This window comes from Mesorhizobium sp. ArgA1 (assembly GCF_053714375.1).
In genome coordinates this window covers 72340-98556 of sequence record NZ_JBSKBQ010000001.1, presented here as the reverse complement: position 1 = coordinate 98556, position 26217 = coordinate 72340, and the positions used below count along the sequence as shown (strand labels likewise).

General features: G+C 64.0%; 24 protein-coding genes. 13 read left to right on the top strand and 11 right to left on the bottom strand.

What is annotated here, in order from left to right; all coding sequences use genetic code 11:
- Positions 1–440: 440 nt before the first annotated feature.
- On the top strand, positions 441–1430 hold the full coding sequence (locus ACWGTI_RS00420; protein ID WP_454585291.1) for a sugar-binding protein: 990 nt from the start codon (positions 441–443) through the stop codon (positions 1428–1430).
- Positions 1431–1635: 205 nt separating this feature from the next.
- A complete protein-coding gene (locus tag ACWGTI_RS00415) occupies positions 1636–2418 on the top strand; it encodes a FadR/GntR family transcriptional regulator (RefSeq protein ID WP_454585290.1) in 783 nt (260 codons plus the stop codon).
- A 51-nt stretch (positions 2419–2469) separates the two neighbouring features.
- Here ACWGTI_RS00415 and ACWGTI_RS00410 read toward each other — a convergent pair whose 3' ends face one another.
- Complete coding sequence (locus ACWGTI_RS00410) at positions 2470–3429, bottom strand: NAD(P)-dependent oxidoreductase (RefSeq protein WP_454585289.1); 960 nt, start codon at positions 3427–3429, stop codon at positions 2470–2472.
- 97 nt (positions 3430–3526) lie between these two features.
- Between ACWGTI_RS00410 and ACWGTI_RS00405 the strand changes: the two genes are divergently transcribed.
- Together ACWGTI_RS00405 and ACWGTI_RS00400 are read left to right on the top strand one after the other, a co-directional pair.
- Positions 3527–4417 carry an NAD-dependent epimerase/dehydratase family protein gene (locus ACWGTI_RS00405; protein WP_454585288.1) on the top strand — a complete coding sequence of 297 codons (891 nt, stop codon included), beginning with the start codon at positions 3527–3529 and terminating at the stop codon, positions 4415–4417.
- Positions 4418–4524: 107 nt separating this feature from the next.
- Positions 4525–5301 carry a FadR/GntR family transcriptional regulator gene (locus tag ACWGTI_RS00400; protein ID WP_454585287.1) on the top strand — a complete coding sequence of 259 codons (777 nt, stop codon included), beginning with the start codon at positions 4525–4527 and terminating at the stop codon, positions 5299–5301.
- A 17-nt stretch (positions 5302–5318) separates the two neighbouring features.
- Here the strand turns inward: ACWGTI_RS00400 and ACWGTI_RS00395 are convergent, their stop codons facing one another.
- The 5 genes from ACWGTI_RS00395 to ACWGTI_RS00375 all read right to left on the bottom strand — a co-directional run bounded on the left by ACWGTI_RS00395 (position 5319) and on the right by ACWGTI_RS00375 (position 10508).
- Entirely contained in the window at positions 5319–6413 is a 1095-nt protein-coding gene (locus ACWGTI_RS00395) for a Gfo/Idh/MocA family protein (protein ID WP_454585286.1), read from the bottom strand.
- A 28-nt stretch (positions 6414–6441) separates the two neighbouring features.
- Positions 6442–7290 carry an ATP-binding cassette domain-containing protein gene (locus ACWGTI_RS00390; RefSeq protein WP_454585285.1) on the bottom strand — a complete coding sequence of 283 codons (849 nt, stop codon included), beginning with the start codon at positions 7288–7290 and terminating at the stop codon, positions 6442–6444.
- Positions 7287–8402 carry an ABC transporter permease gene (locus ACWGTI_RS00385; protein WP_454586450.1) on the bottom strand — a complete coding sequence of 372 codons (1116 nt, stop codon included), beginning with the start codon at positions 8400–8402 and terminating at the stop codon, positions 7287–7289. Before ACWGTI_RS00385 ends, ACWGTI_RS00390 begins: the two co-directional genes overlap by 4 nt.
- A 144-nt stretch (positions 8403–8546) precedes the next feature.
- Entirely contained in the window at positions 8547–9515 is a 969-nt protein-coding gene (locus ACWGTI_RS00380; protein WP_454585284.1) for a rhizopine catabolism ABC transporter substrate-binding protein, read from the bottom strand.
- Between the two features lie 63 nt (positions 9516–9578).
- Entirely contained in the window at positions 9579–10508 is a 930-nt protein-coding gene (locus ACWGTI_RS00375) for a ChbG/HpnK family deacetylase (RefSeq protein WP_454585283.1), read from the bottom strand.
- A 257-nt stretch (positions 10509–10765) separates the two neighbouring features.
- Between ACWGTI_RS00375 and ACWGTI_RS00370 the strand changes: the two genes are divergently transcribed.
- Positions 10766–12010: a DegT/DnrJ/EryC1/StrS family aminotransferase gene (locus ACWGTI_RS00370; protein WP_454585282.1), complete on the top strand. Its 1245-nt coding sequence runs from the start codon at positions 10766–10768 to the stop codon at positions 12008–12010.
- A gap of 21 nt (positions 12011–12031) precedes the next feature.
- Here ACWGTI_RS00370 and mocR read toward each other — a convergent pair whose 3' ends face one another.
- The 4 genes from mocR to ACWGTI_RS00350 form a co-directional block, all read right to left on the bottom strand.
- Entirely contained in the window at positions 12032–13498 is a 1467-nt protein-coding gene (mocR, locus tag ACWGTI_RS00365; protein WP_454585281.1) for a rhizopine catabolism transcriptional regulator MocR, read from the bottom strand.
- Between the two features lies 1 nt (position 13499).
- Positions 13500–13706 (bottom strand): LacI family DNA-binding transcriptional regulator, encoded by a 207-nt coding sequence (locus ACWGTI_RS00360; protein ID WP_454585280.1) that lies wholly within the window; start codon positions 13704–13706, stop codon positions 13500–13502.
- A 205-nt stretch (positions 13707–13911) separates the two neighbouring features.
- The gene (gene iolE / locus ACWGTI_RS00355; protein ID WP_454585279.1) at positions 13912–14823 is read right to left on the bottom strand and encodes a myo-inosose-2 dehydratase; all 912 of its coding nucleotides are present in this window, start codon (positions 14821–14823) and stop codon (positions 13912–13914) included.
- A gap of 80 nt (positions 14824–14903) precedes the next feature.
- A complete protein-coding gene (locus ACWGTI_RS00350; protein WP_454585278.1) occupies positions 14904–15215 on the bottom strand; it encodes a DUF3175 domain-containing protein in 312 nt (103 codons plus the stop codon).
- Positions 15216–15442: 227 nt separating this feature from the next.
- Between ACWGTI_RS00350 and ACWGTI_RS00345 the strand changes: the two genes are divergently transcribed.
- The 7 genes from ACWGTI_RS00345 to ACWGTI_RS00315 all read left to right on the top strand — a co-directional run bounded on the left by ACWGTI_RS00345 (position 15443) and on the right by ACWGTI_RS00315 (position 23387).
- Positions 15443–16615 (top strand): MFS transporter, encoded by a 1173-nt coding sequence (locus tag ACWGTI_RS00345; RefSeq protein WP_454586449.1) that lies wholly within the window; start codon positions 15443–15445, stop codon positions 16613–16615.
- A gap of 151 nt (positions 16616–16766) precedes the next feature.
- Positions 16767–17795, top strand: a complete 1029-nt coding sequence (gene gntR, locus ACWGTI_RS00340) for an HTH-type transcriptional regulator GntR (protein ID WP_454585277.1) — start codon at positions 16767–16769, stop codon at positions 17793–17795.
- A 321-nt stretch (positions 17796–18116) separates the two neighbouring features.
- Entirely contained in the window at positions 18117–19241 is a 1125-nt protein-coding gene (locus ACWGTI_RS00335; RefSeq protein ID WP_454585276.1) for a sugar ABC transporter substrate-binding protein, read from the top strand.
- Positions 19242–19322: 81 nt separating this feature from the next.
- Positions 19323–20870: a sugar ABC transporter ATP-binding protein gene (locus ACWGTI_RS00330; RefSeq protein ID WP_454585275.1), complete on the top strand. Its 1548-nt coding sequence runs from the start codon at positions 19323–19325 to the stop codon at positions 20868–20870.
- Positions 20867–21847 carry an ABC transporter permease gene (locus ACWGTI_RS00325; RefSeq protein ID WP_454585274.1) on the top strand — a complete coding sequence of 327 codons (981 nt, stop codon included), beginning with the start codon at positions 20867–20869 and terminating at the stop codon, positions 21845–21847. The genes ACWGTI_RS00330 and ACWGTI_RS00325 overlap by 4 nt, the downstream gene beginning before the upstream one ends.
- Positions 21844–22830: an ABC transporter permease gene (locus ACWGTI_RS00320; RefSeq protein ID WP_454585273.1), complete on the top strand. Its 987-nt coding sequence runs from the start codon at positions 21844–21846 to the stop codon at positions 22828–22830. Before ACWGTI_RS00325 ends, ACWGTI_RS00320 begins: the two co-directional genes overlap by 4 nt.
- 29 nt (positions 22831–22859) lie before the next feature.
- The gene (locus ACWGTI_RS00315; protein WP_454585272.1) at positions 22860–23387 is read left to right on the top strand and encodes a gluconokinase; all 528 of its coding nucleotides are present in this window, start codon (positions 22860–22862) and stop codon (positions 23385–23387) included.
- Here ACWGTI_RS00315 and ACWGTI_RS00310 read toward each other — a convergent pair.
- A complete protein-coding gene (locus tag ACWGTI_RS00310; RefSeq protein WP_454585271.1) occupies positions 23382–24527 on the bottom strand; it encodes a hypothetical protein in 1146 nt (381 codons plus the stop codon). The genes ACWGTI_RS00315 and ACWGTI_RS00310 overlap by 6 nt on opposite strands.
- A gap of 112 nt (positions 24528–24639) precedes the next feature.
- Between ACWGTI_RS00310 and ACWGTI_RS00305 the strand changes: the two genes are divergently transcribed.
- On the top strand, positions 24640–26166 hold the full coding sequence (locus ACWGTI_RS00305; RefSeq protein ID WP_454585270.1) for an acyl--CoA ligase: 1527 nt from the start codon (positions 24640–24642) through the stop codon (positions 26164–26166).
- Positions 26167–26217: the final 51 nt, after the last annotated feature.

Sequence of the window (26217 nt, the reverse complement as noted above, 5' to 3'; positions counted from 1 at the left end):
CCATGTTTTGGCCGCCGGTCGTTTGCCTCAGCCTTCGCTATCTCAACGTCCTCCCAGAGGCAGCGATAACCGGCATTTACGCAAAGCCTGTGCGGTCGTCAATTGTCAGACGAATAAGAAAGCAGCTTATATCGAATGGTTTGTGCCGCTGGAATCTAAAAATCAGTTTTGTAGGACAAATAGGATTGACGTTGGCCGCGAGCCGATATTAGCTGTGTGCTGGAGGGCATCCAGCCGACCCCGCGCCGGCTTGCCGGGCGGGTCAGCAGGGGTGTGCGGTCGTTGCAGGTTCCATTCGAACCTCACTGACCGAATTGAAAATGCTTATCGATCCGGCCTGGCCACACGAGCGCTCGCATGACGATCCTCGGTCCGCCGCATCCGGGTTGGTCTGTGTGGCGGGCACGCCGTGTCCGTTTGTTTGCAAAGGGAGGACTGACATGAGGAAAACACTTTTGCTCGCTGCCGTCGCCGCCATGGCGCTGGGCGCCGGGCCGGCTCTGGCCAAGAAGCAGCTCGTCATCGTGGTGAAAGGTCTCGACAATCCGTTCTTCGAGGCCATCCACCAGGGCTGCGAGAAGTGGAACAAGGAAAACGCCAGCTCGGAATATGAATGCTTCTACACCGGCCCGGCGTCGACTTCCGACGAGGCCGGCGAGGCGCAAATCGTCCAGGACATGCTGAGCAAGGCCGATACGGTGGCAATGGCGATTTCGCCGTCCAACGCGCCGCTGATCGCGCAGACGATCAAGACCGCCAATCCGACGATCCCGATCATGACGCTCGACGCGGACCTCGCCAAGGAAGATGCGGCGCTGCGCAAGACCTATCTCGGCACCGACAACTATCTGATGGGTCACAAGATCGGCGAGTACATCAAGAAGGGCAAGCCGAACGGCGGCACGATCTGCACCATCGAAGGCAATCCGGCGGCCGACAACATCCTGCGCCGCGCGCAAGGCATGCGTGACGCGCTGTCGGGCAAGGAAGGCCTCGCGGCACTTGCCGGCGAAGGCGGCTGGACAGAAGTCGCGGGATGCCCGGTGTTCACCAATGACGACGGCGCCAAGGGCGTGCAGGCGATGACCGACATCCTCGCCGCCAACCCCAAGCTCGACGCGTTCGGCATCATGGGCGGCTGGCCGCTGTTCGGCGCGCCGCAGCCCTATCGCGACCTGTTCGGGCCGCTTAAGGACCGCATCGCCAGCAACGATTTCGTCATCGGCGCCGCCGACACGATCGGCGACGAAGTGGCGATCGCCAAGGATGGGCTGGTGACCGCGCTGGTCGGCCAGCGGCCGTTCGAAATGGGCTACAAGGCGCCGTCGGTGATGATCGATCTGATCGAAGGCAAGAAGGTCGACGATCCGGTGTTCACCGGCCTCGACGAATGCACCAAGGATACGGTCGACACCTGCATCCAGAAGTAATTTCGGCAATACCGGGGCGTCCTTTGTGGGCGCCCCGTCACATCCCTCAGGGACAAGGACAGGCAGCATTGTCGGGGCGGCTAGCTCCGGCTTTGACGGGCCCATGCGCCTTTGCTTCGACGAAGGTTGGTTTTCGGCGAAGAGATGCCGGGCACGGACAATTCCGGACGATTTCCCAGCGACATATTGCCGATGCCGGAACAAGATGCCGGACGACACATCCAGAAAGCGACCCGCCAGGGCGCAAGCGCCGGTCAGCCCGCCCGCAACGGCCGTTCGACGGCCGGATATGGCGTGGAACCCCGGCTCCAGCGTGCACGCCTCTCTGGCCAGCGAAATCGGGCTTCGGATCGTGCGCGGCGACTATCCGCCGGGCTCCATCCTGCCCAATGAAGCCAAATGGTCCGAGATTTTCAACGTCAGCCGCTCGGCTGTGCGCGAAGCAATCAAGATGCTGATGGCCAAAAGCCTTTTGGCGTCGCGCCCCAAGATCGGCAGCTGGGTCGAGCCCAGGGAGCGCTGGAACCTGCTCGACCGCGATGTGCTGGCCTGGTATGCGGCCGGACCGGACCGGGAGGCCTTCCTGCGCACCGTACAGGAGTTCCGCCACATCATCGAGCCGGAAGCCAGCGCCTTTGCCGCAATCCGGCGCACCGAGGAGCAGATGGCCGAGATCAGCCAGGCCTGCCGCGAGATGGGCGAGGCGACGAGCCTGCAGCAGCGCATCCGTGCCGACACGCGCTTCCATCTCGCAATATTGCGGGCTTCGGGTAACGATCTCCTGGTGCCGCTCGGCGTGCTGATAGAATCGGCGCTCGACCACCTGTTCGTCTTCGTCACGCGCGAGCACAGCGACCAGCGGCGGGCGCAGTCCCTGCATGAGGCGATCGAAAAGAACGTTCGCCTCAAACGCCCGGCCGCCGCCCGCAACGCGGTCCACAGGCTGCTTGCCAACACCGACGAGGTTGTCGAGCGGTCGCGGCGGTGATTTCAGACGGCAGCCAGGAGTGAGGCCTGCGCGGGGCGCGTATCGCTGAGCTCAGATCGTCTGCTTCTTGCCGTCCTTCATCGGCATCAGGTCGACGCCGTTCACCTTGGCGATATGGGTCGCCAGCATCGGCACGAACTGTTCGGCCGGGCCTGTGGCATGGGCGCCGGCAAAGGAATTCTTTGTGGCATTGCCGAGCGGGTTGGCGATGCCGGCAGCACCCGCCATCGATTCCAGATAGGTCAGGTCCTTGAAGGCATTGGCGATTGTGAATTTGTGCGCGTCGCGGTCGCCTTCCAGGGTCCAGCGCATGAAGGTCTGGTAGAAGCCGCAATCCATGCGACCGTTGCGGATGACGCTGTCGAAACGCGGCGGCGAGATGCCGACCTTCTCGGCCAGCGCCAGCGCTTCGGAATAGATAGCGGCGTAGCCCAGTGAAATGAAGTTGTTGAGCAGTTTCATGCGGTGGCCGTCGCCGGTGTCGCCGATGTGGACGATGCGCCCGGCCCAGGTTTCGATCACCGGCTTCACGCGGGCAAAGAGCGCGTCGGGCGCGCCGACCATGGCGTCGAGCGTGCCTTCCCAGGCTTCCTTCGGTGTACGGCTGAGCGGGGCATCGACAAAGTCGACGCCGATCTCTTTCAGTTCCGCCGCCAGCGCCACGGTCGAGACCGGATCGGAGGTCGAGCAGTCGACGACGACGGAGCCCTTTTTGAGGCCCTCCTTGAGGCCGCCGGGGCTGCGGATGATGGCTTCGACCTCGCGCGAGCCGGTGACGCAGATGAAGACGATATCGGACACCGCTGCAACATCGCGAGAGGTTGCCGCCTCCTTGGCGCCGCGGCCAAGCAGGTCGTCTGCCGGCTTGCGGTTCTTGCGGCCGAGGAAGGTCAGGCCGTAGCCCTTGTCGACGATGTTCTTGGCGATGCCGTGCCCCATCAGGCCAAGCCCGATGAAGCCGATCTTTTCGCGCGCGGCGGTCGTATTCATGTCGTGTCGTCCTGTTTGCAATGATTGATATCTGGCGCCGCCGTTTTGCGGGCGAGGGTGGTTGCGAAACGCTATATTGTCTGACAATACACAGAAATCCTAGGCATTGGAGGCGAAAATGACGAAGCGGATCATGTTCACCGGCGGCAGCGGCAAGGCCGGGCGCCATGTCGTGCAGTATCTGGTCGAGCAGGGTTGCCAGGTGCTCAACATCGACACCAAGCCGCTCGACAATCCCAAGGTGCGCACGCTGATCACCGACATCACCGACAGCGGCCAGGTGTTCAACGCGCTGTCGAGCTATATGGGTCTGCACGAGTTCGACCCGTCGCTACGGCCGCAGCCGGTCGACGCGGTGGTGCATTTCGCCGCCATCCCGCGCATCATGATCACGACCGACAATGAGGTGTTCCGCATCAATGCGGTGGGCACCTACAATGTCATCGAAGCGGCGGTGAAGCTCGGCATCAAGAAGGTGGTGATTGCCTCCAGCGAGACGACGTATGGCGTGGTGTTCGCCAACGAGCCGCGCGATCCCAAATATTTCCCGCTCGACGAAGAGTATGACGTCGATCCGATGGACAGCTACGCGCTCTCCAAGGTCGTCAACGAACACACGGCGCGCGCCTTTGCGCAGCGCAACGGCACCGACATCTACGCCTTGCGCATCGGCAACGTCATCGAGCCGCACGAATATTCCCTGTTTCCGAAATGGTTCGCCGATCCGGGTTTCCGCAAGCGTATCGCCTGGAGCTATGTCGATGCCCGGGATCTCGGCCAGATCACACTGCGCGCCGTCGAAAAGGACGGGCTCGGCTTCCAGGTGTTCAACGCCGCCAATGACGACACCTCATCCGACCTGCCGACGGCTGAACTGTTGAAGCGGTTCTACCCCGATGTGCCGGTCAAGACGAAGCTCGGCGAATATGAGACGCTGCTGTCCAACCGCAAGGCCCGGGACATGCTTGGCTTCCGTCCCGAGCACAGCTGGCGCAAATACGTCAAATAGGGCTGTCCGGGGCGAGGTTGTAAGCTGATCTGTGCACAGCCCCAGGCTTTGCCGCCGGCGTGGCCGGCACCGCTTGACAGCCTTCGAAATCCGGACTTTGTGGATGCATGAGGGACGGAAAGCCGAATAAGGGAAACAAGCCCGACAAGGCGGCGTCCGCCGAGCGCCCGGCGGCGCTTCGTCGGGCCGACGCAACCCGGGTGCCCGGCTCCAGCGTGCATGCCTCGCTGGCCAGCGAAATCGGGCTGAGGATCGTGCGTGGCGACTATCCGCCGGGCACCATCCTGCCCAATGAAGCCAAATGGTCCGAGACCTTCAACGTCAGCCGCTCGGCGGTGCGCGAAGCAATCAAGATGCTGATGGCGAAAAGCCTTTTGGCGTCGCGCCCCAAGATCGGCAGTTGGGTCGAACCCAGGGAACGCTGGAACCTGCTCGACCGCGATGTGCTCGCCTGGTACGCGACCTCGCCCGACCGCGAAGTGTTCCTGAAAACGGTGCAGGAATTCCGCCACATCATCGAGCCGGAAGCGACCGCCTTCGCCGCCATGCGGCGTACCGACGAGCAGATGGCCGAGATCAGCCAGGCCTGCCGCGAGATGGGCGAGGCGACGAGCCTGCAGGAACGCACGCGCGCCGATACGCGCTTCCATCTCGCAATATTGCGGGCGTCGGGCAACGATCTTCTGGTGCCGCTCGGCGTGCTGATCGAATCCGCCTTCGATCATCTGTTCACCTACACGACGCGCGAGCTCGACGATCTGGCGCACGCCCAGCAGCTGCATGAGGCGATCGAGAAGGCCATCCGTCTGCAGCGGCCGGAAGCTGCCCGCAGCGCGGTGCGCAAGCTGCTCGCCAACACCGACGGCGTCATCAATTCAAGATAGAAGCAGGGCCCCGAAGGCTATCCTGCCAAATGCTGCTTGGTGAGCGCTATCAGCAAAGCCTGGTCGCGGGCGGCGTGCTCGGGGCGGTTGACCACTTCATTGCCACTGACGATCGCACCCCAGAAGCCGCGCAGTTCCTCGACGAACGCTTCGCCGTAGCCGGCGCGCAAATCCTTCGTCGAGAGTGTGTGGCCGTCCGATGTTTTCACCGTCAGCCGGGTCGGATGATGGTTGAGCCAGGGCGAGGGGAATTCGAGCTCGAGGCTGGCATCGTCGAAGAACAGCGTGATGCGCTCCTTGTAGTCGGCAAGTTTCGGCACCGTCAGATGCGTCATGGTCCACAGTGCCTGGCCATCGAGCAGCTTCACCGCGCCCTGGCCGCCGTCGCCATTGGCGAAGATCTGCGCGCCGACAACCTCGCCATCTGGCACGCCGAGCGCGTCGAGCAGGCCGTGCACGGCATTGACATCGTGAATCAATGCGGAGCTGTAAGCGCCGGTAAATCCACGGAAAGCAAGCTCGATCAGGGGCAGGCCAATGGCGTGCTCGACCTGTTTCTTCTGCCTGGCTTGAGCGGCGGCAATCAGCTCCTTGGGAGTATCGCTGCCGCGCTTGTAGTGTTGGTGTGCGATGAACGGCCAAGCGTCGGGATCGTTGACCTCGACCGAGACGGAACGCAGCGTCTTCGCGGTGCCGGGCAGCGAGGCCAGCGCCAGCCGGTAGCTCGGATCGAAGCGCTTCATGTAGCCTACCTGCATGACCTTGCCCGCCTTATCGCGCGCAGCGACGATCTCGGCGATCTCCTTCGGTGAATAGCAGAGCGGCTTTTCGCAGAAGACATGCAGGCCACGCTCGAGAGCCGCCAGCACCTGCTCGTGATGCAGCGGGTCGGGGGAGCCGATGACGACGGCGTCGAGCTTCTGGTCGAACAGCTGCTCCGGCGTTTCGAAATTGGCGATGCCGTGGATATCTGTGACGAACTGGCGCGAGATTTTCGACGGGTCGGCAACGCCGACCAGTTCGAACAGATCGCCGAGCCGCAACAGGTTCGGAATATGTTCGACCTGCGAAATCATGCCGGCGCCGATGACGCCGACCCGTATCCGGCTCATGCAATATCTCTCTTGATGGTCTGAAACGTCACGGCGACGCCGATGGCCGATTGCCGATCTGCGCCAAGAGCCCGGCGATCTCGGCTTCCACCGCCTTCAAATCCTCGCCGCCCGACATGATCGAAATCACCTCGTCGCGGGAAATATCCGACTTGGCGTAGGTGCCGCGGTTGCGGCCGCGGTTGAGCAAGGTGAAAGTGTCGCCGACGGGGTAGGCGTGGTGGATGTTGTGGCTGATGAAGATGACGGCCAGTCCGCGCATGCGCGCCTCGATGATGAATTTCAGCACCATCGCCGCCTGATGCACGCCGAGCGCCGAGGTCGGTTCGTCGAGGATCAGCACCTTGGCGCCGAAATGCACGGCGCGCGCGATCGCCACCGACTGGCGCTCGCCGCCGGATAGCGTACCAACGGCCTGCGTCGGGTCGCGCACGTCGATGCCGATATCGGCCATCGCCTGACGCGCAATGGTGTTGGCGCGGTCCTTGTCGATGCGCGAGAAGGGCAGGCTGCTCTTCGTCGGCTCGCGGCCGAGGAAGAAATTGCGGGTGATCGACATCAGCGAGATCATGCCGAGGTCCTGGAACACGGTGGCGACACCGAGGTCCTGCGCGTCGCGCGGGCTGCGGAAGGCGACCGGCTTGCCGTCGACGAAGATCTCGCCCTTGGTCGGCCGGTGCACGCCCGACAGCACCTTGATCAGCGTCGACTTGCCGGCGCCGTTGTCGCCGAGCAGGCAGTGGACCTCGCCGGGATAGACCTTGATGTCGATGTCCTGCAGCGCGCGCACAGAGCCGAAATTGACGGAGACGCCGCGCAATTCCATGGCTGGCTGGACGGTATGGGCCGGCTGGATGTTTTGGGCCGGATTGGTCATTTGCCGCCTCCGCGTCCGAGCGCCTTGAGGCGAATGTAGTTGTTGACCAGCACGGCCATCAGGATGACGATGCCGAGGAAGACCTTGAACCAGTCGGTGTCGATGCCGGTGTAGAAGATGCCCATCTGCACCAGGCCGAAGATCAGCGCGCCGAACAGCACGCCATAGACGGTGCCGTAGCCGCCGGTGAGCAGCACGCCGCCGATGACCGCGGCAATGATGGCCTCGAACTCCTTGAGCAGGCCACGCGTGGTGTCGGCAGAGCCGGCCTCCATCACCTGGATGGTGGCAAGCAAGGTCGCCGCACAGGCGGTGTAGATGAACAGTGCGATCTTCACCCGGTCGACCGGCACGCCGACATTGCGGGCGGCGTTGAGATCGCCACCGGTCGCAAAAATCCAGTTGCCGTATTTGGTCTGCGTGAGGACGTAGCCGGCAAGCGCGGTCAGGCCGAGCCACCAGACGATCGACATCGGAATGCCGACGACGAAGGGAATGCCGTCGCTGCGGGTGGCGATCCAGCCCTGCGTGCCCATCCAGTGGAAGAAGCCGGTCAGGATATGGCCGTTGAACAGGCCTGATGTAGCCGGGTCCGGCGCACCGTCGAGGATATAGGGGATCTGCGTGCGGCCGGTGACGGCGCGGGTGATGCCGATCGACAGGCCGCGCAGGATGTAGAGCGAGGCCAGGGTGACGATGAAGGAGGGCAGGCGGGTCTTCACCACGATCAGGCCGTTGAGGTAGCCGGTGAGGATGGCGACCGCGAAGGCGCAGGCGATGCCGCCCCACAGCGGCAGGCCCCAGTATTTCACCGTGAGCCCGATGACGACGCCGGCGAAACCGACCATCGAGCCGACGGAGAGATCGAACTCGCCGGCGATGATGAGCAAAGCGGCGGCGGTGGCAATAATGCCGAGCTCCGCCGCCAGGGTCAGGAAGGTCATCGACCCCTGCAGCGAATAAAGGTTCGACGCACCGGGCAGCACCGCGAAGATGACGATTGTGGCGATCAGGCCACCGGCGGCGCCCGCTTCGGGTCGGCGCAGCCATTGCGTCAGCCGGCCGGTTTTGGCCAGCCGCTCATCGGCGCCGGCGGCGCGCTTCGACGTCATGCCGAAGCGGTCTTTGGCGGGTGCTTCCGAAGGTATCGCCTTGTCTTCCACGACAGCCATTAGGCTCCCCAATCGCTCAATTCGCAACGTCGATAACTGCAGGGAAAGCGCCACTGGGCCTTCCCTGCAGAGATCGTTCAGGCCTTAGCGGATGCCGTCCTTGGCCAGAGCCAGGATCGCCTTGGCCTTGTCGGGCGTATCGATGAACAGCGGGCCGGTATAGGCATTGTTCTGCGGCCAGAAGCCGTGCGTTGCGTGCTCGACCAGATAGATCACCGGCAGGTAACCCATCAGATATTGCTGGGCGTCCATGCCGAAGCCCATTTCGCCGGCGACCACCGAGTCCAGGACCTCGGGGCTGATGTCGAAAGTGTAGAGCTTGATCTTGCCGAACAGTTCCTTCTGGCGGAAGAACGGGATCAGCGGATTGGCCGCGGTGGCGCCGAGCGCGAACACGGCCTGGGTGTCGGGATGGGCCGACAGATAGGCCTCGGTGCGGCGCTGGATGTCGGCCGGATCCGGTGACACGGTCAGCACTTCGGTGCCGCCGCCTGAAGGCTTCAACCCGTCATTCAAACCCTGGCAGCGCTGGTCGAGGCTGACATTGCCGACCTCATGGTTGATGCAGACGACCTTGAGCGTGCCGTCCTTGGCCAGTCGCTCGCCGGCCTTCTTGCCGGAATCATATTCGGAGACGGTGCCTACATAGAGCGTGGTGCCGAGTTCGGCGCCTTCCTTCTCGCCGGAATCGAGAACCACCATCGGGATGTTGGCGGCAAGACCCGCCTTGACGGATTTGCCGAGCGCATTGGCGTCGGCAATGGAGACGGCGATGCCGTCGGGATTGGTGGCGATGGCAGCGTCGAGCAGACGCGCCTGCTCGACCACGTCGAACACTTGCGGCGCGTAGTATTCGACCTTGGCGCCGGTCAGTGCGGCCGCATCGTCGACGCCGCGCTTGACCACCGACCAGTAGGGGTCGGAGGCAGAGCCATGCACCACGAAGGTGATGCGGACATCCTTCGGGTCTTTCAGCCCGGCCGCATGGGCAATGCCTGCCATCATGCTTGCCGAGACGAGCGCGCCGAGCGCCAGTTTCAGAACGGTCTTCATGTCATTCTCCCATTGTCGTTGCAGTTCCAATTCCCTCTTTGCGCCGCAAGCCGACGGTTCGGCTTACAGCGCTGACCGGGTGGCCGCTTTGCGGGCCTTTGCCGGTGTCGATGCTCCGAGCCGCGCGCGCAGATCCTCGCGCAACGGCTTCATGCCGATCGTGTCGATGTCCTGCGCGCCGAGCCAGTTGCGAAAAGCCTGGTCGCGGAACAGTTCATACTCCTCGGTGCGGATATAGGCGGAGCGCGGCTCGATCAGCTCGAGTTCGCCCGGCGCGTTGAAGTGCAGACAAAAGAAGGTCAGGCCTTCACGCACGCCTTCGACCAATACCTTGTAGGCCGGCTCTATCGGCTTCGAACGCGGACGGCCCCAGGTCGTCTGGATAGCGGCGTCGAAGATGACAAAGCCTTTGGCGCGGGCCTCGGCAACGCCGCGCTGGAACGCCGCTTCGGTGACGCCGACCAGATTGTCGTTGGGTGAATAGGCCGAAAGCGTTTTGGTTAACAGCACCGGCAGGCGATATTCCAGGCCGAGCCTGATGTAGATGTCGCAAAACTCGGGCGATAGGGCCGCGCCCATATGCGCATCGAGATGGGTGACGTCGATGCCGGCGCGGTAGGCGGTGTCGATCTGGGCGCGCAGTTCGGTCTCGACCGCCTGAGGTGCTGCCTTGCGGCGGGTGGTTGCGACATCGGGCCAGAAATAGCCGAACTCGTCGGTCAGGCCGGCGGCGCGCGAGGGGGACGTCAGCGGCCGCCATTTGTAGTGCGTTTTTTCGCTGTTCAGCGTCAGGTGGACGCCGAGATCGAGGGCGGGGTCTGCCGCCGCCGCCTCGGCCATCTCCGGGAACCACGGACAGGGCACCATCACCGCGCCGGAGCTGCAGGCGCCCAATCCGGTCAGTTCGAGGAAGGCGCTGTTGGCGCCGTGGCACATGCCGACATCGTCTTCATGCAGCACGATCTGTCGTCTGGAAGCGGCAGGGGCATTCATGAACGGGCACCGCCTATCCGGCATGCCGCTCGCGAGGGTCTTCCAAAGTATGTCCCGTCCTGCATGGAACCGACCGTTTGCCCAACTGGACGCGATGGAACGCCCAAACTGGTTGTTCCAACAGGGCCACTTCAGCGAATTCGGATGGGTACGATTTTACCAAAGGCCGGGATGGCTTGGTTCGATCGCGGCGGAGTGGTTCTTTCAAACCGCGCCGGCAAGCGTAGACCTGTGCCACCATCAAGTGGAGAGCTGTCATGTACACCGCCGGCGAAGAAGAGATCGAAGCCATTGCCAGGGTGATCCGTTCCGGCGCACTGTTTCGCTATGGCGACAACAGCGAGTGCGACCGCTTCGAGGCGCGCTACGCCAGGCATCTCGGTGTCGAGCACTTTGCGCTTGCCGCCAGCGGCACCTATGGGCTCGCCGCCGGCCTGATCGGGCTAGGCATCGGGCCTGGCGACGAAGTGCTGGTGCCGGCGCACACCTACATGGCGACCGCTACGGCCGTGCTGTCAGTCGGCGCCATTCCGGTCATCGTCGATATCGACGAAAGCCTGACCATCGATCCGGTAGCGCTGCGCGACGCCATCGGCCCGCGCACCAAGGCGGTCATCCCGGTGCACATGTGGGGCGCCGCCTGCAACATGAATGCCATCATGGACATCGCCAAGAAGCACGGCCTGCTGGTTCTGGAGGACGTCTGCCAGGGCATTGGCGGCGGCTATGAGGGCAAGAAGCTTGGCTCCATCGGCCATGCCGGCGCCTACTCCTTCAACTACTTCAAGAACATGACCTCGGGCGAAGGCGGCGGCATCGCCACCAGCGATCCGAAGGTGGCGGAGCGTGCGCGCTGCGCCATCGATCCCTGCCATTTCTACTGGCAGGGCCGCAATGACAGCATCAAGCCGTTCGCCGGCATCGGCGCGCGCGCTTCGGAACTTATGGGGGCGATGCTCAATGTCCAGCTCGATCGTCTCGACGGCATCATCGAGGCGATGCGGGCGGAGAAGAAGAAGGTACTGGCCGGCACGCGCCATCTCGGCAATCTAGGCCTGACGCCGTCGCCGATGAACAGCCCGGACGACGATTGCGCGGCGCAGGTGATGTATCTGCTGCCCAGCGAACAGGCGGCGCAGACTTTCTCCAAGACCATTCCGAGCGTCATTGCCGGCAAGACGGGCCGCCACAATTTCACCCAGTGGGACCAGGTGCTGATGCATGAGGGCGCACACCATCCGGCGCTCAATCCTTACACGCTGCCGGAAAACAAGGGCTTGCGGCTGACCTATGCCGACGATCTCGGCAAAGGTTCGCTCGATATCCTCAACCGCACGGTGATGGTGGCGATGAACCCGGCACACAGCGATGCCGAGATCGACGACATGACACACAACATCGACGCGGCCGCGCGAGTAGCGCTTGAACACGTCTCGCTGGACGATGTCGAGGTGCGCAAGGCCGCCCCCGTCGATCTGCAGAAATTCGACAGTGTGAATTGAGGCACGCCGGCTGGGCCCGGCCTACTGCCGGTCCAGCCGCATGAAGGCGGCACGCAGCGCCAGCACTGCGCGCAGAATCTGGCGCTCGTCCATCGCGGCATAGCCGAGCAGCAGGCCGTGCTCCGGCTCGCCGGAGTGGTAGTTGATCGAGATGCCCTGCACGTCGAGCCCTTCCTTGACGGCGGCGGCGACGACGTCGCTGTCCTTGTAGGGCCTGGTGAAACTGGCCAGCAACTGCATGCCGGAATCGTTCTCGGTCACCGCCAGCCATTCGGCCAGATGCTCCTGGCACAGCTTGACGAAATTCGCCTGCCGGCGCGCGTAGAGCCGGCGCATGCGCTTCAGATGCGTGGCGAAATAGCCCTGCGTGATGAAGTCGTTGACCGTTGCCTGCAGGATCAGCGGCGCGAACTGGCCGGTGATCGAGACGGCGCGATCGAAGGGCACCGACAATTCGCGCGGCACGATGAGGTAGCCGATGCGTAGCGCCGGGATCAGCGTCTTGCCGAAGGAGCCGATATAGACGACGCGGTCGGCGTGATCGAGGCCGCGCAAAGCCGGCACCGGCCGGCCGCGAAAACGGTATTCACCGTCATAATCGTCCTCGACGATCCAGGCGCCGTGGCGTTCGGCGATGTCGAGCAGCTGCAGCCGCTCCTCGATGCGCATGATGGTGCCGAACGGCCACTGGCAGGACGGCGTCACATAGATCAGCCGCGGCGGCGGCAGATTGGGATCGGATAGGTACCAGCCATGCCGGTTGACCTTTAACGGCGCGAGCCTGGCGCCGCTGGCGAGGAAGGCGCTCTTGGCGCCGAGATAGCCGGGCTCCTCCATCCAGACATGATCGCCCTCGTCCATCAGCACGCGCGAGGCGAGATCGAGCGCTGCCTGCGCGCCGGTAACGACGATGACCTGGTCGGCGGTGCAGTTGATGCCGCGCGACAGGCTGATGGTCGAGGCGATGGCCTGGCGCAGGCCGGGATGGCCGGCAAAGGAGAGATATCCCAGCAGGTTTTCGTCGCGGCTGCGCGCATTGCGCGTGAGCAAGCTCGACCAGATGGTGAAAGGGAAGGACGCGGTCTCGGGTACGCCGGGGTGGAAGTTGATGACGCCGGCGTTGCGCGGCGGCTGCGGGCCGTTGACGATGGTCTGGCCGCGCCGGGACAGTTTTTGCGGAGCGGCGAGACCGGCGCGAAGCGAGGCCGGCGGGCGTTTCTGCTGGATCGGCGCCACCCAGGTGCCGGACCCGGCGCGCGCCTCGATAAAACCTTCGGCGAGCAGCTGGTCGTAAGCGGCAATCACCGTGTTGCGGCCGACCTTCAGATCCTCGGCCAGCGAGCGGGTCGATGGCAGCAACGTGTTCTGCTGGATCTGGCCGTCCAGAATGAAACGCCGCAAGGCACCGTATATCTGCCGGTGCATCGGCTCGTCCGAGGCGCGGTCGACCGACATGATGTCGAGGGAAAGGCGCATGTGGTCGGCCAAGCTAGTCTCCGACGAACCTGGCTGCGCGGGCGATCTTTTCTTCGTTGAGCAGGCAGACGGTCTCGAGCACCAGCCGCCTGGTTTCGGCACGGACTTCGCGGCTGTTCTTCAGCGCGCGATGCACGGTGGCCGCGCCGAGTTCCGCCTTTTGCGCAATCTCACGGATGGTGCAAAGCCGTTCCATGCCGAGTGCCGCCTCGAATGCCATGTCGCTCCTCCACCTGCATCAAGGCACGGCTTGCCGCCAGCCTCAAGCTGGAAACTCCTTGGGAAGTCCGACCTCCCCAAGCCGAATTATGCGATCCGCGCCGCCAGGGGAGGATGGCGGCGCGGATCGCCGGGCGCTTTCGCGTCGCTACCCCTACCGAGGCGCGCGCCCAACCGGCCAACCACCAGCCCCCCCTCGGCGGTGGTCAGGCCAAGTCTCGTGTCGCTACCTCGAACCCGGCCTTGCGGGCCGTGGCGAGAAGCGAAGCGTAACCCTTCGTGGCATAGGTCAAGGGGTTTGCCTTGGTCGGGTCCTGTTCGGCCTCGACGACGATCCAGCCTTCGAAGCCGCGCTTTGCGAGAGGCTTCAGCAATGCCAGGAAGTCGACGGACCCGTCGCCGGGCACGGTAAAGATCCCTTCCATCACCGCCGCCATGAAACTCATGTCTTCATGCCGAGCCTTTTCGAGCACGGCCGCGCGGACGTCCTTGCAGTGGAAATGCACGATGCGGTCGAGATGCCGGTGCAACAGAGAGGCCGGGTCGCCGCCCGAAAACAGGCAATGGCCGGTGTCGAACAGCAGGCCGACGCTTTTTCCTGTCGTTGCCATCAGCCTGCCGACCTCGTCGTCGGTCTCGACGATGGTGCCCATATGGTGATGGAAAGCCATGCCAACGCCGAAGACGGCCATGCGGTCGGCGAGCTCGGTCAGCTTCTCGCCATAGGCTGCCCATTCGCCATCGGCGAGACGAGGGCGCTGCGAGATCGGCGCGAAGATGCCGTCATGGCGGCCGCGCGACGTGTCGGCATAGACGACGACCTTGGCGCCGAGGTCGCGCAGCAGCGTCAGATGCGGGGTGATGGCGGCGAATTCCTCGTCGACCGTTCGGTCCAGTATGCGGCCATCATACCAGCCGGAAATGAGCTCCAGCCCGTAGGAAGACAGGATCGGTCCAAGCTCGTCGCTTCGCCTGGGGAATTTGCCGCCGAGCTCGGTGCCGCGATAGCCCGCCTGCCTGGTTTCCGACAGGCAGGTCTCGAGCGGCGTGTCGCCGCCGAGTTCGGGAACATCGTCATTGCTCCAGGTGATGGGATTGATGCCGATCTTGACCGTCATGCCGCTGCTTTGCAGGCTTGGGGGAACGCAATGCCGAGGCTGCAAACTGGAGGGAAAGAGGACCTGTCACTAGGTCCAGTTCAAGCGAATTTGGCAGAGCCAATCCGGATCCGTTCCGGCCGGCCGAAGGCAGCGCGCAGTTCGTCCTTGGCGTCCTCGAGCACTTTCCGGCGCTCCTGCGGCAGGTTCCTGCCGGCACGGTTGATGTAGAAATTGAGCATCGACATGGCTGACTGGAAGGGCTCGGCTTTGCGGCGGTCGCTGTGTTCGGCCGAACGCTTGAGCGACGCCGCGATCTTTTTGGCATCGTCGGCTTCGAAGATGTGCGCCTCGAGGTCCATCGCATCGCTGTGTTCGGTCACGTCGGCGGACCATTTTTTCTTCGCGGTCATGGCAAACTCCTTCCCGTCGAAAACTCGGCACGGTGTTGCCGGTTCCCGAAAAAAATCGCCTGGCGCTGGAGCCACGGATCGGAGCGCTGTGGCGCTGCCCGTCGCTGCGAATGTGCCGATAGTGGCGCCAGCGTGGTCGACTCCCGGAACCCCAGACAGGAAACGCCTTGACCCCAATCGTCGCCAATCAGGCGAGCCCCCCCGGCATCGACAGCTCCTATGCCTGGATGCGGCTTGCCATCTCGATGCTGCTGGCGACGATCGGCGCTGTCGGCATGTGGGCCGTCGTGGTGGTGCTGCCGGCCGTGCAGGCGGAGTTCGGCGTTGACCGCGCGGCGGCATCGATGCCCTACACCGCCACCATGGTGGGCTTTGCCGCCGGCAATGTGCTGGTTGGCCGCGCAATCGACCGCATGGGCTATTGGATCCCGGCGCTGATCTCCTCGGTGGCACTCGCCGCCGGACTGCTGCTCGCGGCGGCATCGACGTCGATCCTGCAATTCACCCTTGCCCAGGGGGTGCTGATCGGCCTTGGCTCATCGGTGATCTTTGGACCGTTGATCGCCGACATTTCGCATTGGTTCAACCGTCGGCGCGGCGTCGCCGTCACGGCTGCGGCTGCGGGCAACTATCTCGCCGGAGCGCTGTGGCCAACCATCATGCCGACACTGATCAAGGCGGAAGGCTGGCGCTTTACCTATGCTGCCATCGGCATCTTTTGTCTGCTCACCATGATACCGCTGGTGCTTTTGCTGCGGCGCGGCGCTCCCGACGCGGCGGCGGCAGGCTCGTACGGAAGCCGGCCTGTGCAGCCGATTTCAATCTCGCCGGCGGCGCTTCAGGTGTTGCTGGTCGTCGCGGGTTTAGGCTGCTGCGTGGCAATGTCGATGCCGCAGGTGCACATCGTCGCCTATTGCATGGATCTTGGTTACGGCATCGCCCATGGCGCCGACATGCTGTCGATCATGATGGCGGCAGGCGTCGTCAGCCGGCTCGCCTCCGGCTTTGTCGCCGACCGCATCGGCGGCGTGAAAACCCTGCTTATCGGTTCCGTGCTGCAATGCCTGTCGCTTTTGTTTTACATCCCGTTCGACGGGCTCGCCTCGCTCTATGTCGTGTCGCTGGTGTTCGGCCTGTCGCAAGGCGGCATCGTGCCTTGCTATGCCATCATCGTGCGCGAATATTTGCCGGCCAGGGAGGCCGGCCAGCGTATCGGCATCGTCATGATGGCGACCATCTTCGGCATGGCGATCGGTGGCTGGATGTCGGGCTGGATCTACGACCTGACTGGCTCCTACGCGGCAGCGTTCCTCAACGGCATCGCGTGGAACCTGGTCAACGTGGCGGCCATCCTTTTGCTGATGTGGAGAGCAGGGCGCCCGGCCATGGTTACGGCCTGAGGACGTCAGCCGGCGGCCGCAACCCATCGTTGGCTTGACAATCGTCAGGTGCTGCGCAACGCCAAGCGGGCATGGCGCAGTTGGGAAGCCGGACAAACATGGCGACAGAGACGACGAAGCCGCAATCGCGCGCGACGCAAGGGGCAGGGCCATGACCAAGCCACGCTCGCGCCGCGGCGGCGGCCGCCCGACGATCTCCGATGTTGCGCGCAAGGCCGGCGTCGGCGCCATCACCGTGTCGCGGGCGCTGCGCGAACCCGACCGCGTCAGCCAGGATCTGCGCCGCCAGATCCTGGCCGCCGTCGACGAGCTCGGCTATGTCCCGGATCCCAATGCGCGAGCGCTGGCCTCGGCGCGTGCCGATGTGTTCGGTGTGCTTGTGCCGTCGCTGACCAACAACGTCTTCGCCGAAGTGGTGCGCGGCATCTATGACAGCCTGTCGGACGGCCCGTTCCGCGTCCAACTCGGCAACACCCATTATTCCGGCCTCGAGGAGGAGCGCCTGCTGCAGGTGTTTGCCCCGCAGCGCCCGGCGGCGCTGATCGTGGCCGGCATCGACCAGACGCCGACCTCGCGAAAACTGCTGGAGAGCGCCGGCTGTCCGGTGGTGCAGGTGATGGAGACCGGGCCCGACCCGGTCGACATGCTGGTCGGCTTCTCGCATTTCGACGGCGGCAGGACAGCGACCGAGCATTTGATCGAGGCGGGTTACCGGCGGATCGGCTTCATCGGCGCGCGCATGGATCCGCGCTCGCAGCGGCGCCTTGCCGGCTATCGCGCGGCAATGGAGAAGGCCAGCCTGTTCGATCCACGGCTGATCACCACCACACCGCTGTTGTCCAGCGTGACGCTCGGCCGCGAGCTGCTTCGCGATGCGCTGGCCAAGATGCCGGCGCTCGACGGCGTCTTCTGCAACAATGACGATATCGCGCTCGGCGTTCTGTTCGAATGCCATAGCGCCGCACTCGACGTGCCGAAGACAATCGGCATTGTCGGCTTCAACGATCTTGAGATGATGCAGGCGGCGTTCCCGCCGCTCACCAGCATCCGCACTCCTCGCTATGAAATCGGACGTCGATCCGTTGCCATGGCGCTGGCGGCGATCGCTGGGCGAAGGCCCGAGCAGCGGGTCGTCGACCTTGGTTTCGAGCTCAAGCCGCGCTTGAGCACGGCACGCTGAAAATGCTTTCGAGCCTTCAGCAAATGGTGCTTTACACAACGTCATGGTAGCGCTACCATTTTTGACAGGCAGGCACTTTGGTGGAGGGAGCCAAGCCTGTTTATTATACATAAGCAACAGCTCATCTTGTTTATTATGTATAATATGCTAGGTTTCATTTCTCGCCCGTGAGGCGGCGAGGGGGAGGGGATCGGGCCGGCATCGGGCCCTTGAGACGTGCCACCGGTAAGGCTGCGGAGCCGTCGCCGGACGTGGAAAATCACCACGACAAACAGCATCAAGCAGCAGCATCAAACAGAACTGCAAACGGGAGGAATATCGATGATCAAGTCATTCGTTGGCGGCATCGTTGCCGCCACTGCATTCGTCATGTTGAGTTCGTCGGCGATGGCCGAACCTGAAGTCGTCAAGGGACCAGCGGCCGAGCCCGACTGCTTCGCGCCGTGGGCGGCCGATACACAGTTCTTCAAATTCCCCAAGAAGGAAGGCCCATACCGCATCGCGCTCGCCAACGGCTATATCGCCAACACCTGGCGCATCCAGATGATCCAGACGGCCAAGGCCTATGCTGCGCAGAAGGACGTCGCGGCAAAGTTGAAAGAATTCAAGGTCGTATCGACCGGCGAGGATGTGCCGGCGCAAATCTCGGCGATCAATAACTTCATCGATTCCGGTTTTGACGCCATCGTCGTCAACGCGCAGAATCCGACCGCCTTCGGGCCGGTCATCAAGCGCGCCAAGGAAGCCGGTGTCGTACTGGTCGCCTTCGACAACATCCTCGACACCAAGGACGCCATCAACGTCAACGTGGACCAGAAGGGTCTTGGCGAACTGTGGGCCAAATGGCTAATCAACCATATACCGGATGGCGGCAAGATACTTGAAGTGCGCGGCGTTGCCGGTACGTCGGTCGATACCGACCGCCACAACGGCATCCATGAGGTCTTCGACGCCTCGGGCAAGAAATGGGACGTCACCGAAGTCGCCGGCAAGTGGGATGATCCGACAGCGCAGAAGGTCACGGCTGACGCGATCGCCACCAATGGACCGTTCGTCGGCATCACCGGCCAGGGCGGCGACACAGGCATCGTTCAGGCGATGATCGACGCCAAGCACGCGTTCGTGCCGTTCGGCGGCGAAACCGAGAACGGTTTCCGCAAGTTCTGCGCGGCGCACGCGGCAGACGGCCTGAAGTGCTCCTCGGCCGGCACTGGCCCTGCCCAGGTGGCGGTCGCCATCAAGACGGCGATTGCCGCGCTTGAGGGTCAGGTCGTACCGCAATCGGTCAAGCTGCCGCTCGCCATCGTCGAGGATCCGAACTTCAAGGAAGGCCAGGACTACTTCCCTGACCAGTCCGACAATTTCTTCGTCGGCAATTCCTTCCCTACCTGCGGCATCAATTTCACCGCGCAGGAAATCATGGGCCAGACCAAGGCCGACCAATAGGCTGCACAATCGGCGCCGCGGGATGCTCCGCGGCGCCGAACCGCTTGCCATCTCAATCCATAAAACTGCCCCGGAGGGCTGATGGACGGTGCAGTTCCACTCTTTCGCATGGAAGGCATTTCCAAGCGCTATGGCGGCGTCCGTGCGCTGGAGAAGGCCGAACTTTCGGTCACATCGGGCAGCATCCACGGCATCCTCGGCGAAAACGGCGCCGGCAAATCGACGCTAATCAAGGTCATGGCCGGCGTGGTGGCGCCCGACGAGGGCACGATGACGCTGGACGGGCGTGAGGTCAGCTTTGCCTCGCCGGCCGCGGCCAACCAGGCCGGCATCGTCTGCATCTTCCAGGAACTGTCGCTGGTCCCCGAGCTCAGCGTCGCCGACAACATCGTCATTTCCGATCCGCCGACACGGTTCGGCATGATCGACCGCAAGGCGCAGCGCCGCATTGCCGAAGAGGCGCTGGCACGCGCGGGTGCGGCCGACATCCATCCGCTGGCGCTGGTCAAGGATCTTCCCCTTTCAAGAAGGCAGATGGTCGAGATCGCCAAGGCGTTGGCCAGGAAGCCGCGCATTCTGATCCTCGACGAGGCAACGTCGGCGCTGGCTGCCGCCGATGTCGCCAAGATCTTTTCGGTCCTGAAGCGGCTGCGTGAGGAAGGGCTGGCGCTGCTCTACATCTCGCACCGGATGAACGAGATCGCCGAACTCGCCGACCAGTGCACGGTGTTTCGCAACGGTCGCACCGTCGCTTCCTATGCGGCAGGCACCAAGAGCGACAATGAAGTTGTCGAGCTGATGATCGGCCGTGAATACAGCCACATCTTTCCGCCGAAGCCGGCGCGGGTGCTCGACACCGCCCCTCCGGTTCTTGAGGCGCGCAAGCTATCCTGGACGGACCGGCTGGACGACATCTCGCTCAGCGTCAGGGCTGGCGAAGTCGTCGGTCTCGGCGGGCTGGACGGGCAAGGCCAGCGCGAATTGCTGCTTGCCTTTTTCGGTGTGCTGCGCGGCCTCGGCGGCCAGATCCTTATCGACGGCAAGCCGGTTTCGATCGCCAGCCCGGCAGCGGCGCGCGACAACAGGGTCGGCATGGCGCTGATCCCGGAAGATCGCAAGACCGAAGGCCTGATGCTGCCGATGACGGTGCGCGAGAACCTCTCCTTCGCCGCCCTCGACCGGCTGTCGAAAGCCGGCATCATCGACCGCGCCGCCGAACAGCGGCTGATCGACGACATGGTCGGGCTGCTGGCGATCAAGACCGCCGGCCTCGACATTCCGGTCGGCGCGCTGTCGGGTGGCAACCAGCAGAAGGTCGTCATCGCCAAATGGCTAATGCGGCAACCACGCATCATCCTGCTCAACGATCCGACGCGCGGCATCGATGTCGGCACCAAGCAGGAGCTGTATCAACTGATGCGCAAGCTTGCGGACGCGGGTGCAGCGATCCTGTTCTACTCGACCGACTATGATGAGCTGATCGGCTGCTGCGACCGGGTGTTGGTGCTCTATGACGGCGCGGTCAAGCGAGAGCTGGTCGGCGCCGAGATCACCGAACGGGCGCTGATCGCCAGCGCGCTCAACATCCATGGCGGCGACGCCACCCCTAGGCATGGAGCGGACGCGTGAAGGATTGGCGCTACTGGCTTGCCGAACAACGCGGAACGCTGCTGGCGTTCGCCATCTTCATCGTCATGTTCGCGATCTACACCGCGAACCATCCGGCGGGATTTACCGCCAATGTCGTGCAAACGGCCTCCAACAAGGGCGTGCTGCTCGCCTTCGTCGCCATGGCGCAGACGCTGGTGGTGATCACCGCCGGCATCGACCTTTCCGTCGGCATGATCTTTACGCTGACCAATTGCCTGGCCTCCTGGCTGGTCATCGGCACCGGCCTCGAGACCGCCTTCGGCGTCGTCGCCGTGCTCGGCACCGGGCTGCTGTGCGGCGCGATCAACGGCGCCATCGTCATCTACGGCCGACTGCAGCCGATCGTGGCCACCATCGCCACGGGTGCCGTCTATTTCGGCATCGCACTGCTGCTTAGGCCGTTTCCGGGCGGCTCGGTCAATGAGGATCTGGCCGATGCGCTCACCGGGCGCCTCTTCGGCATCGTGCCGGCGAGCCTGGTCACGCTGTTCGCCGTAGTGCTGATCGTCTGGGTGCCATTCAGCCGTTCGGTGCTGGGCCGTGCCGCCTACGCAGCGGGCTCCTCCGAGACGGCGGCCTACATGTCAGGTGTGCCGATCCGGCGCGGCAAGTTCGCCGCCTACGCGCTTGCCGGGCTGCTGGCGGCGATCGGCGGGCTGTTCCTGACCTTCTTCACCTATACGGGCGATGCCGCCTATGCCAGCGGCAACGCCTATACGCTGTTTTCGATCGCCGCCGTGGTGCTGGGCGGGGTCTCGCTGTTCGGCGGCAAGGGCAGTGCCATCGGCGCCATCTTCGGCGCGCTCGCCTTCCGCACCATCGGCGACCTGCTGTTCGTCTTCGATTTCGACCCGCTGTGGCAGCCGCTGTTCCAGGGCGTTGTCCTGCTGATTGCGGTCAGCCTCGGCGCCTTCGCCCTGTTTCGGGTCCGCAACCGGCTGGAGTGGTTCCTGTGAGTGAGACGACCATCGGGGGCATCGCCGGCCGCATGCCGAAATTCATCCGCCGCGCCGATCCGGCAGTTGTCACCGCCTTTGCCTGCATCGTGCTCTTGCTGTTTCTCGGCAGCCTCTATTCGCGCAGCTTCCTGTCGCCGGAATACCTGTTGCAGCAGCTCAAGGTGGCGTCGTTCCTCGGGGTCATCGCCACAGGCATGATGCTGGTCATCCTGCTTGGCCAGATCGATCTGTCGGTGCCGTGGTCGGTGGCGGTCGGCGCCATGATGGCGGCCGCGGCTGCGGCCTACGGCCCGGTCGGCGTGGCGCTTGCCATCCCGTTCGGCATCTTCTGCGGCATCATGATCGGCATCGTCAACGGCATCGGCGTCGCCTATCTGCGCATCCCCTCGATGATCATCACACTCGCCACCAACGCCGTCGCGCAAGGGCTCATGGTCGTCTATACAGGTGGCTTCTCGCCACAGGATTCGGCCACCGGCGCCATGCGTTATCTCGCGACAGGTTATACCATTCCGGGCGTGCCCAACGCCGTCATCATCTGGGCGCTGATCGGTGCTGCGATGGTGTTCGTACTGACCCGCACCAGCTTCGGCCGCACAGTCTACGGCATCGGCAACCGCGAGCGTGCCGCCTATCTCTCCGGCGTCGACACAAGACGCGTGGTGATGATCGCCTTCGCCATATCGGGTGGCCTATCGGCCTTTGGCGGCGTGCTTCTCGCCGGCTATGCTTCCAAGGCGGCGCAGTCGATGGGCGACGCCTATCTCCTGCCGTCGATCGCCGCCGTGGTACTGGGCGGCACCTCGATCCTCGGCGGTCGCGGTTCCTATCTCGGCACCGTCGCCGGCGTCATCCTGATCACGCTCCTGCAGTCCATTCTTTCGGTCATGCAGATGCCGGAGGCGGGGCGGCAGATTATCTACGGTGTTGTCATCGTCGCCATGCTCCTGCTCTACGGCCGCGCGCCGGCAAGCCGCTGACCGTGGACGAAAAGACGGCAAAAGCGCCAATGGGCGCTCCCGGCCCGGTGCCTCGGGCCATTGTAGTGATGGGCGTCGCCGGCTGCGGTAAGTCGGCCGTCGGCAAGGCGCTGGCAGCGGCGGAAGGGGCCGTCTTTGTCGAAGGCGACAGGCTGCACCCGCCCGAAAACGTCGCGCGCATGGCGGGCGGCGAGCCGCTCACCGATCAGCTTCGCGAAGGCTGGCTCAATGCCATTGGCGAGCAGATCGCGGACCTGGCCGGCAGCGGCCAAAGCGTGGTCGCCGCCTGTTCGGCCCTGAAGCGCAGCTACCGCGATCGGCTGCGTGGCTTCCGCCGGGACATCGTTTTCGTTTATCTGAAGATCGATCCCGCCACCGCCAAGCGGCGCGTCGCCAAGCGCAAGGGGCATTTCATGCCGGCCAGCCTGGTCGAAAGCCAGTTCGCCATCCTTGAGCCACCTGGCGCCGACGAGCAGGCGTTGACGGTCGATGCCACACTTCCTGTGGCCGGCATCGTCACCGCCGTTGCCAGCCTGCTGGCCGGCGCAAAATCATGAACCACCGTCATCGGGCAAGGCGCTTTCCGGCCGTTCGGTGAACCGGTCGTGGCCGGACCAGACCATCATTTGCTCTGGATAGAGTTTCAGCGCCTCCAGCAGGCGGTCGCGCTTGAGCAGGATGTACTCGGCCTGCAACGCCATATTCTTGGCGCCGGCTCTGGTCGTAGGCTCACCGGTTCTCGCCGGTGCCGGCACCAGTTCGGGGCTCAGGACAGCACGGTATTGGCGGAATGGGTCGGTCTCGAAAGTCGACATGGAAAACAGCGCCGCCTTGCCTCTGGCGGCAAAATTCGTCGGCGCCGAGGCGAGGTGGGTCCAGCCGCTTTCGCCAATGCCGACTTCGGCGAATGTCGAGCCGGCATGCACGGTGTTGGTCACCAGCACGACGCCGTTGTTGCCAAGGATCTTCTGGATCCGGGCGGTGACCTGGTAGGCGTCGCTGCGATCGAACACGATCCGGCCTTTCAGGAAACGATTCTCGACCCGGACCATCGGCGGGTTCAGGAAGCGCAGGCCGAAGGTCGAGTCGGATATGCCGTGAGCGCTGACGCTGAGCTGGTGCGCCTCGATGCCGGCTTCATGGAGCGCGCGCTTGCCGATAATGGTTTGGGCCGTGAATTGATCGCACCAGATGATAGCGCCGTGGCCGCGCTTCAGCGCCGCTTGCAGGCCTTCCAGGCCCTCCAGCCGGATGTCGGGTGACCAGCGGCGGCCGACGAGATGCACGGCAAGCAGCAGACGCCGGCGATGGTTGGCGTAGAGCAGGGCCCTGAACTGTTTTTGTGCATCGATGCCGTTGCCGAGCACCGCTCGCGTCGCGGCGGCGTAGCGCACGAAATCCTTGCGGATATGGCGCTTGAGGCGCAGCCCCGATACGCGGCTGCAGATCGCGGCCCACCAACCGACCGGCAGCACTGCCGCGACGCCGAGATAGAAGGCGGCCAGAAGGCACTCGCGAAGATCCCTGTTGTTGAAGGTACGCAACTTGCCGGGGCGAACCACCTTGCGGCTGAAGAAGCGCACATGCTCGGCGCGTTCGGGCACCAGCACGTCGGCAATGATTTCCGTGTGGTAGATGACGGCGGACGATGGTGTCCGATCGGCTTTCCGGGATTTTCCCAGCCACGGCAGCCTCATCCGATCGGTGTCCACCTGTTCTTGCGCGCGTCCTAAAATCGCTTTACTGCGTCTGCCACAGGCGCGCAATCGGCGCCGGCAGCCCACGGTGAACGGCATTCAGGGTTCGAGCTTGAAACAGGCCCTATCGGGAGCACTTCCGCAACTGGCGCCTTGGCAGCCGGCTGCGGTGGCGCTGATGGCGCCGGACCGGACTCCGCTCAGCTTTGCCGGGCTCGCCAATCTTGTCGACCAACTCTGCGGCGATCTCGCCAGGCGCGGCGTTCGCCGGGGCACGGCTGTCGGCATCGTCTTGCCCAACGGCCCGGAAATGGCGACGTGTTTCCTGGCGGTCTCGGCGCTGGCGACGGCGGCGCCGCTCAATCCAGCTTACGGCGAAGACGAATTTCGCTTTTATCTCGGCGATCTCGACGTGGAGCTTCTGCTGTGCGGACAAGGGATGGGCGAGGCCGCGCGCAACGCCGCAAAGGGGCTCGGCATTGCCGTGCTCGATGTCGTCGTGCCTGAAGGTGCGAGAACTGGCGAGTTTGTGCTTTCGGGCAACGCCCAGCTTGCCGGCGTCGGCGACGCGCAGCTCAACGGACCCGACGATTTCGCGCTGGTCCTGCACACATCGGGAACCACGGCGCGGCCGAAGATCGTCGGCTTGCGGCAACGCAATCTCAAGGCATCGATGGCCAACATCGCCCGCACGCTGGCGCTTTCGGGAAACGATATCTGTCTCAACGTGATGCCGCTGTTCCACATTCACGGGCTGATGGCGGCGCTCAGCGCACAACTGGCAGTCGGCGGCGCCGTTGTCTGCACGCCAGGCTTCAACCCGCTCAAATTCTATGGCTGGCTCACCGACTTCCGGCCGACCTGGTACAGCGCGGTGCCGACCATGCATCAGGCGATCCTGGCGCGCGCCGCGCGCAATGGCGAGACGATTGCGGCAGCGCGGCTGCGCTTCATCCGATCGTCTTCGGCAGCGCTTCCCGATACTGTGTTCCGCGACCTCGAGCGCGTCTTCGGCTGTCCGGTGGTCGAGGCCTATGGCATGACCGAGGCGGCGCACCAGATGACGTCGAACGGGCTGCCGCCGGCGCGCCGCAAGCCGGGCTCGGTCGGCCTGCCTGCCGGTCCCGAGGTGACGATCCTCGACGACAAGGGGGCAATCCTGCCGGCGGGCCAGAAGGGCGAGATCGCTGTGCGCGGCGCCAACATCCATGATGGCTATCTCAACAATCCGGCGGCCAATGAAGCTGCCTTCACCGATGGCTGGTTCCGCACCGGCGACCAGGGCCTGATCGATGAGGTTGGCGACCTCAAGATCACCGGGCGGCTGAAGGAGATCATCAATCGCGGCGGCGAGAAGATATCGCCGCTTGAGGTCGACAATGTGCTGCTCGATCATCCGCTGGTGGCGCAGGCGGTGACCTTCGCCGTGCCGCACGCCATGCTCGGCGAGGAGGTGGGTGCTGCCATCGTGCTGGCCGAGGGCGCTACCGCCGATGCCGAGCAGATCCGCGATTTTGCGCGCAGCCGCATCGTCGAGTTCAAGGTGCCGCGCCACATCCTGTTTCTGCAGGAGATACCCAAGGGTCCGACCGGCAAGATCCAGCGGGTCGGCCTGGCCGGCAGGCTCGGTCTGGTCTGAGAGAGATCAGATCTATCTCTTTGTTTTTACGCAATTCCGGACGGAAAACCG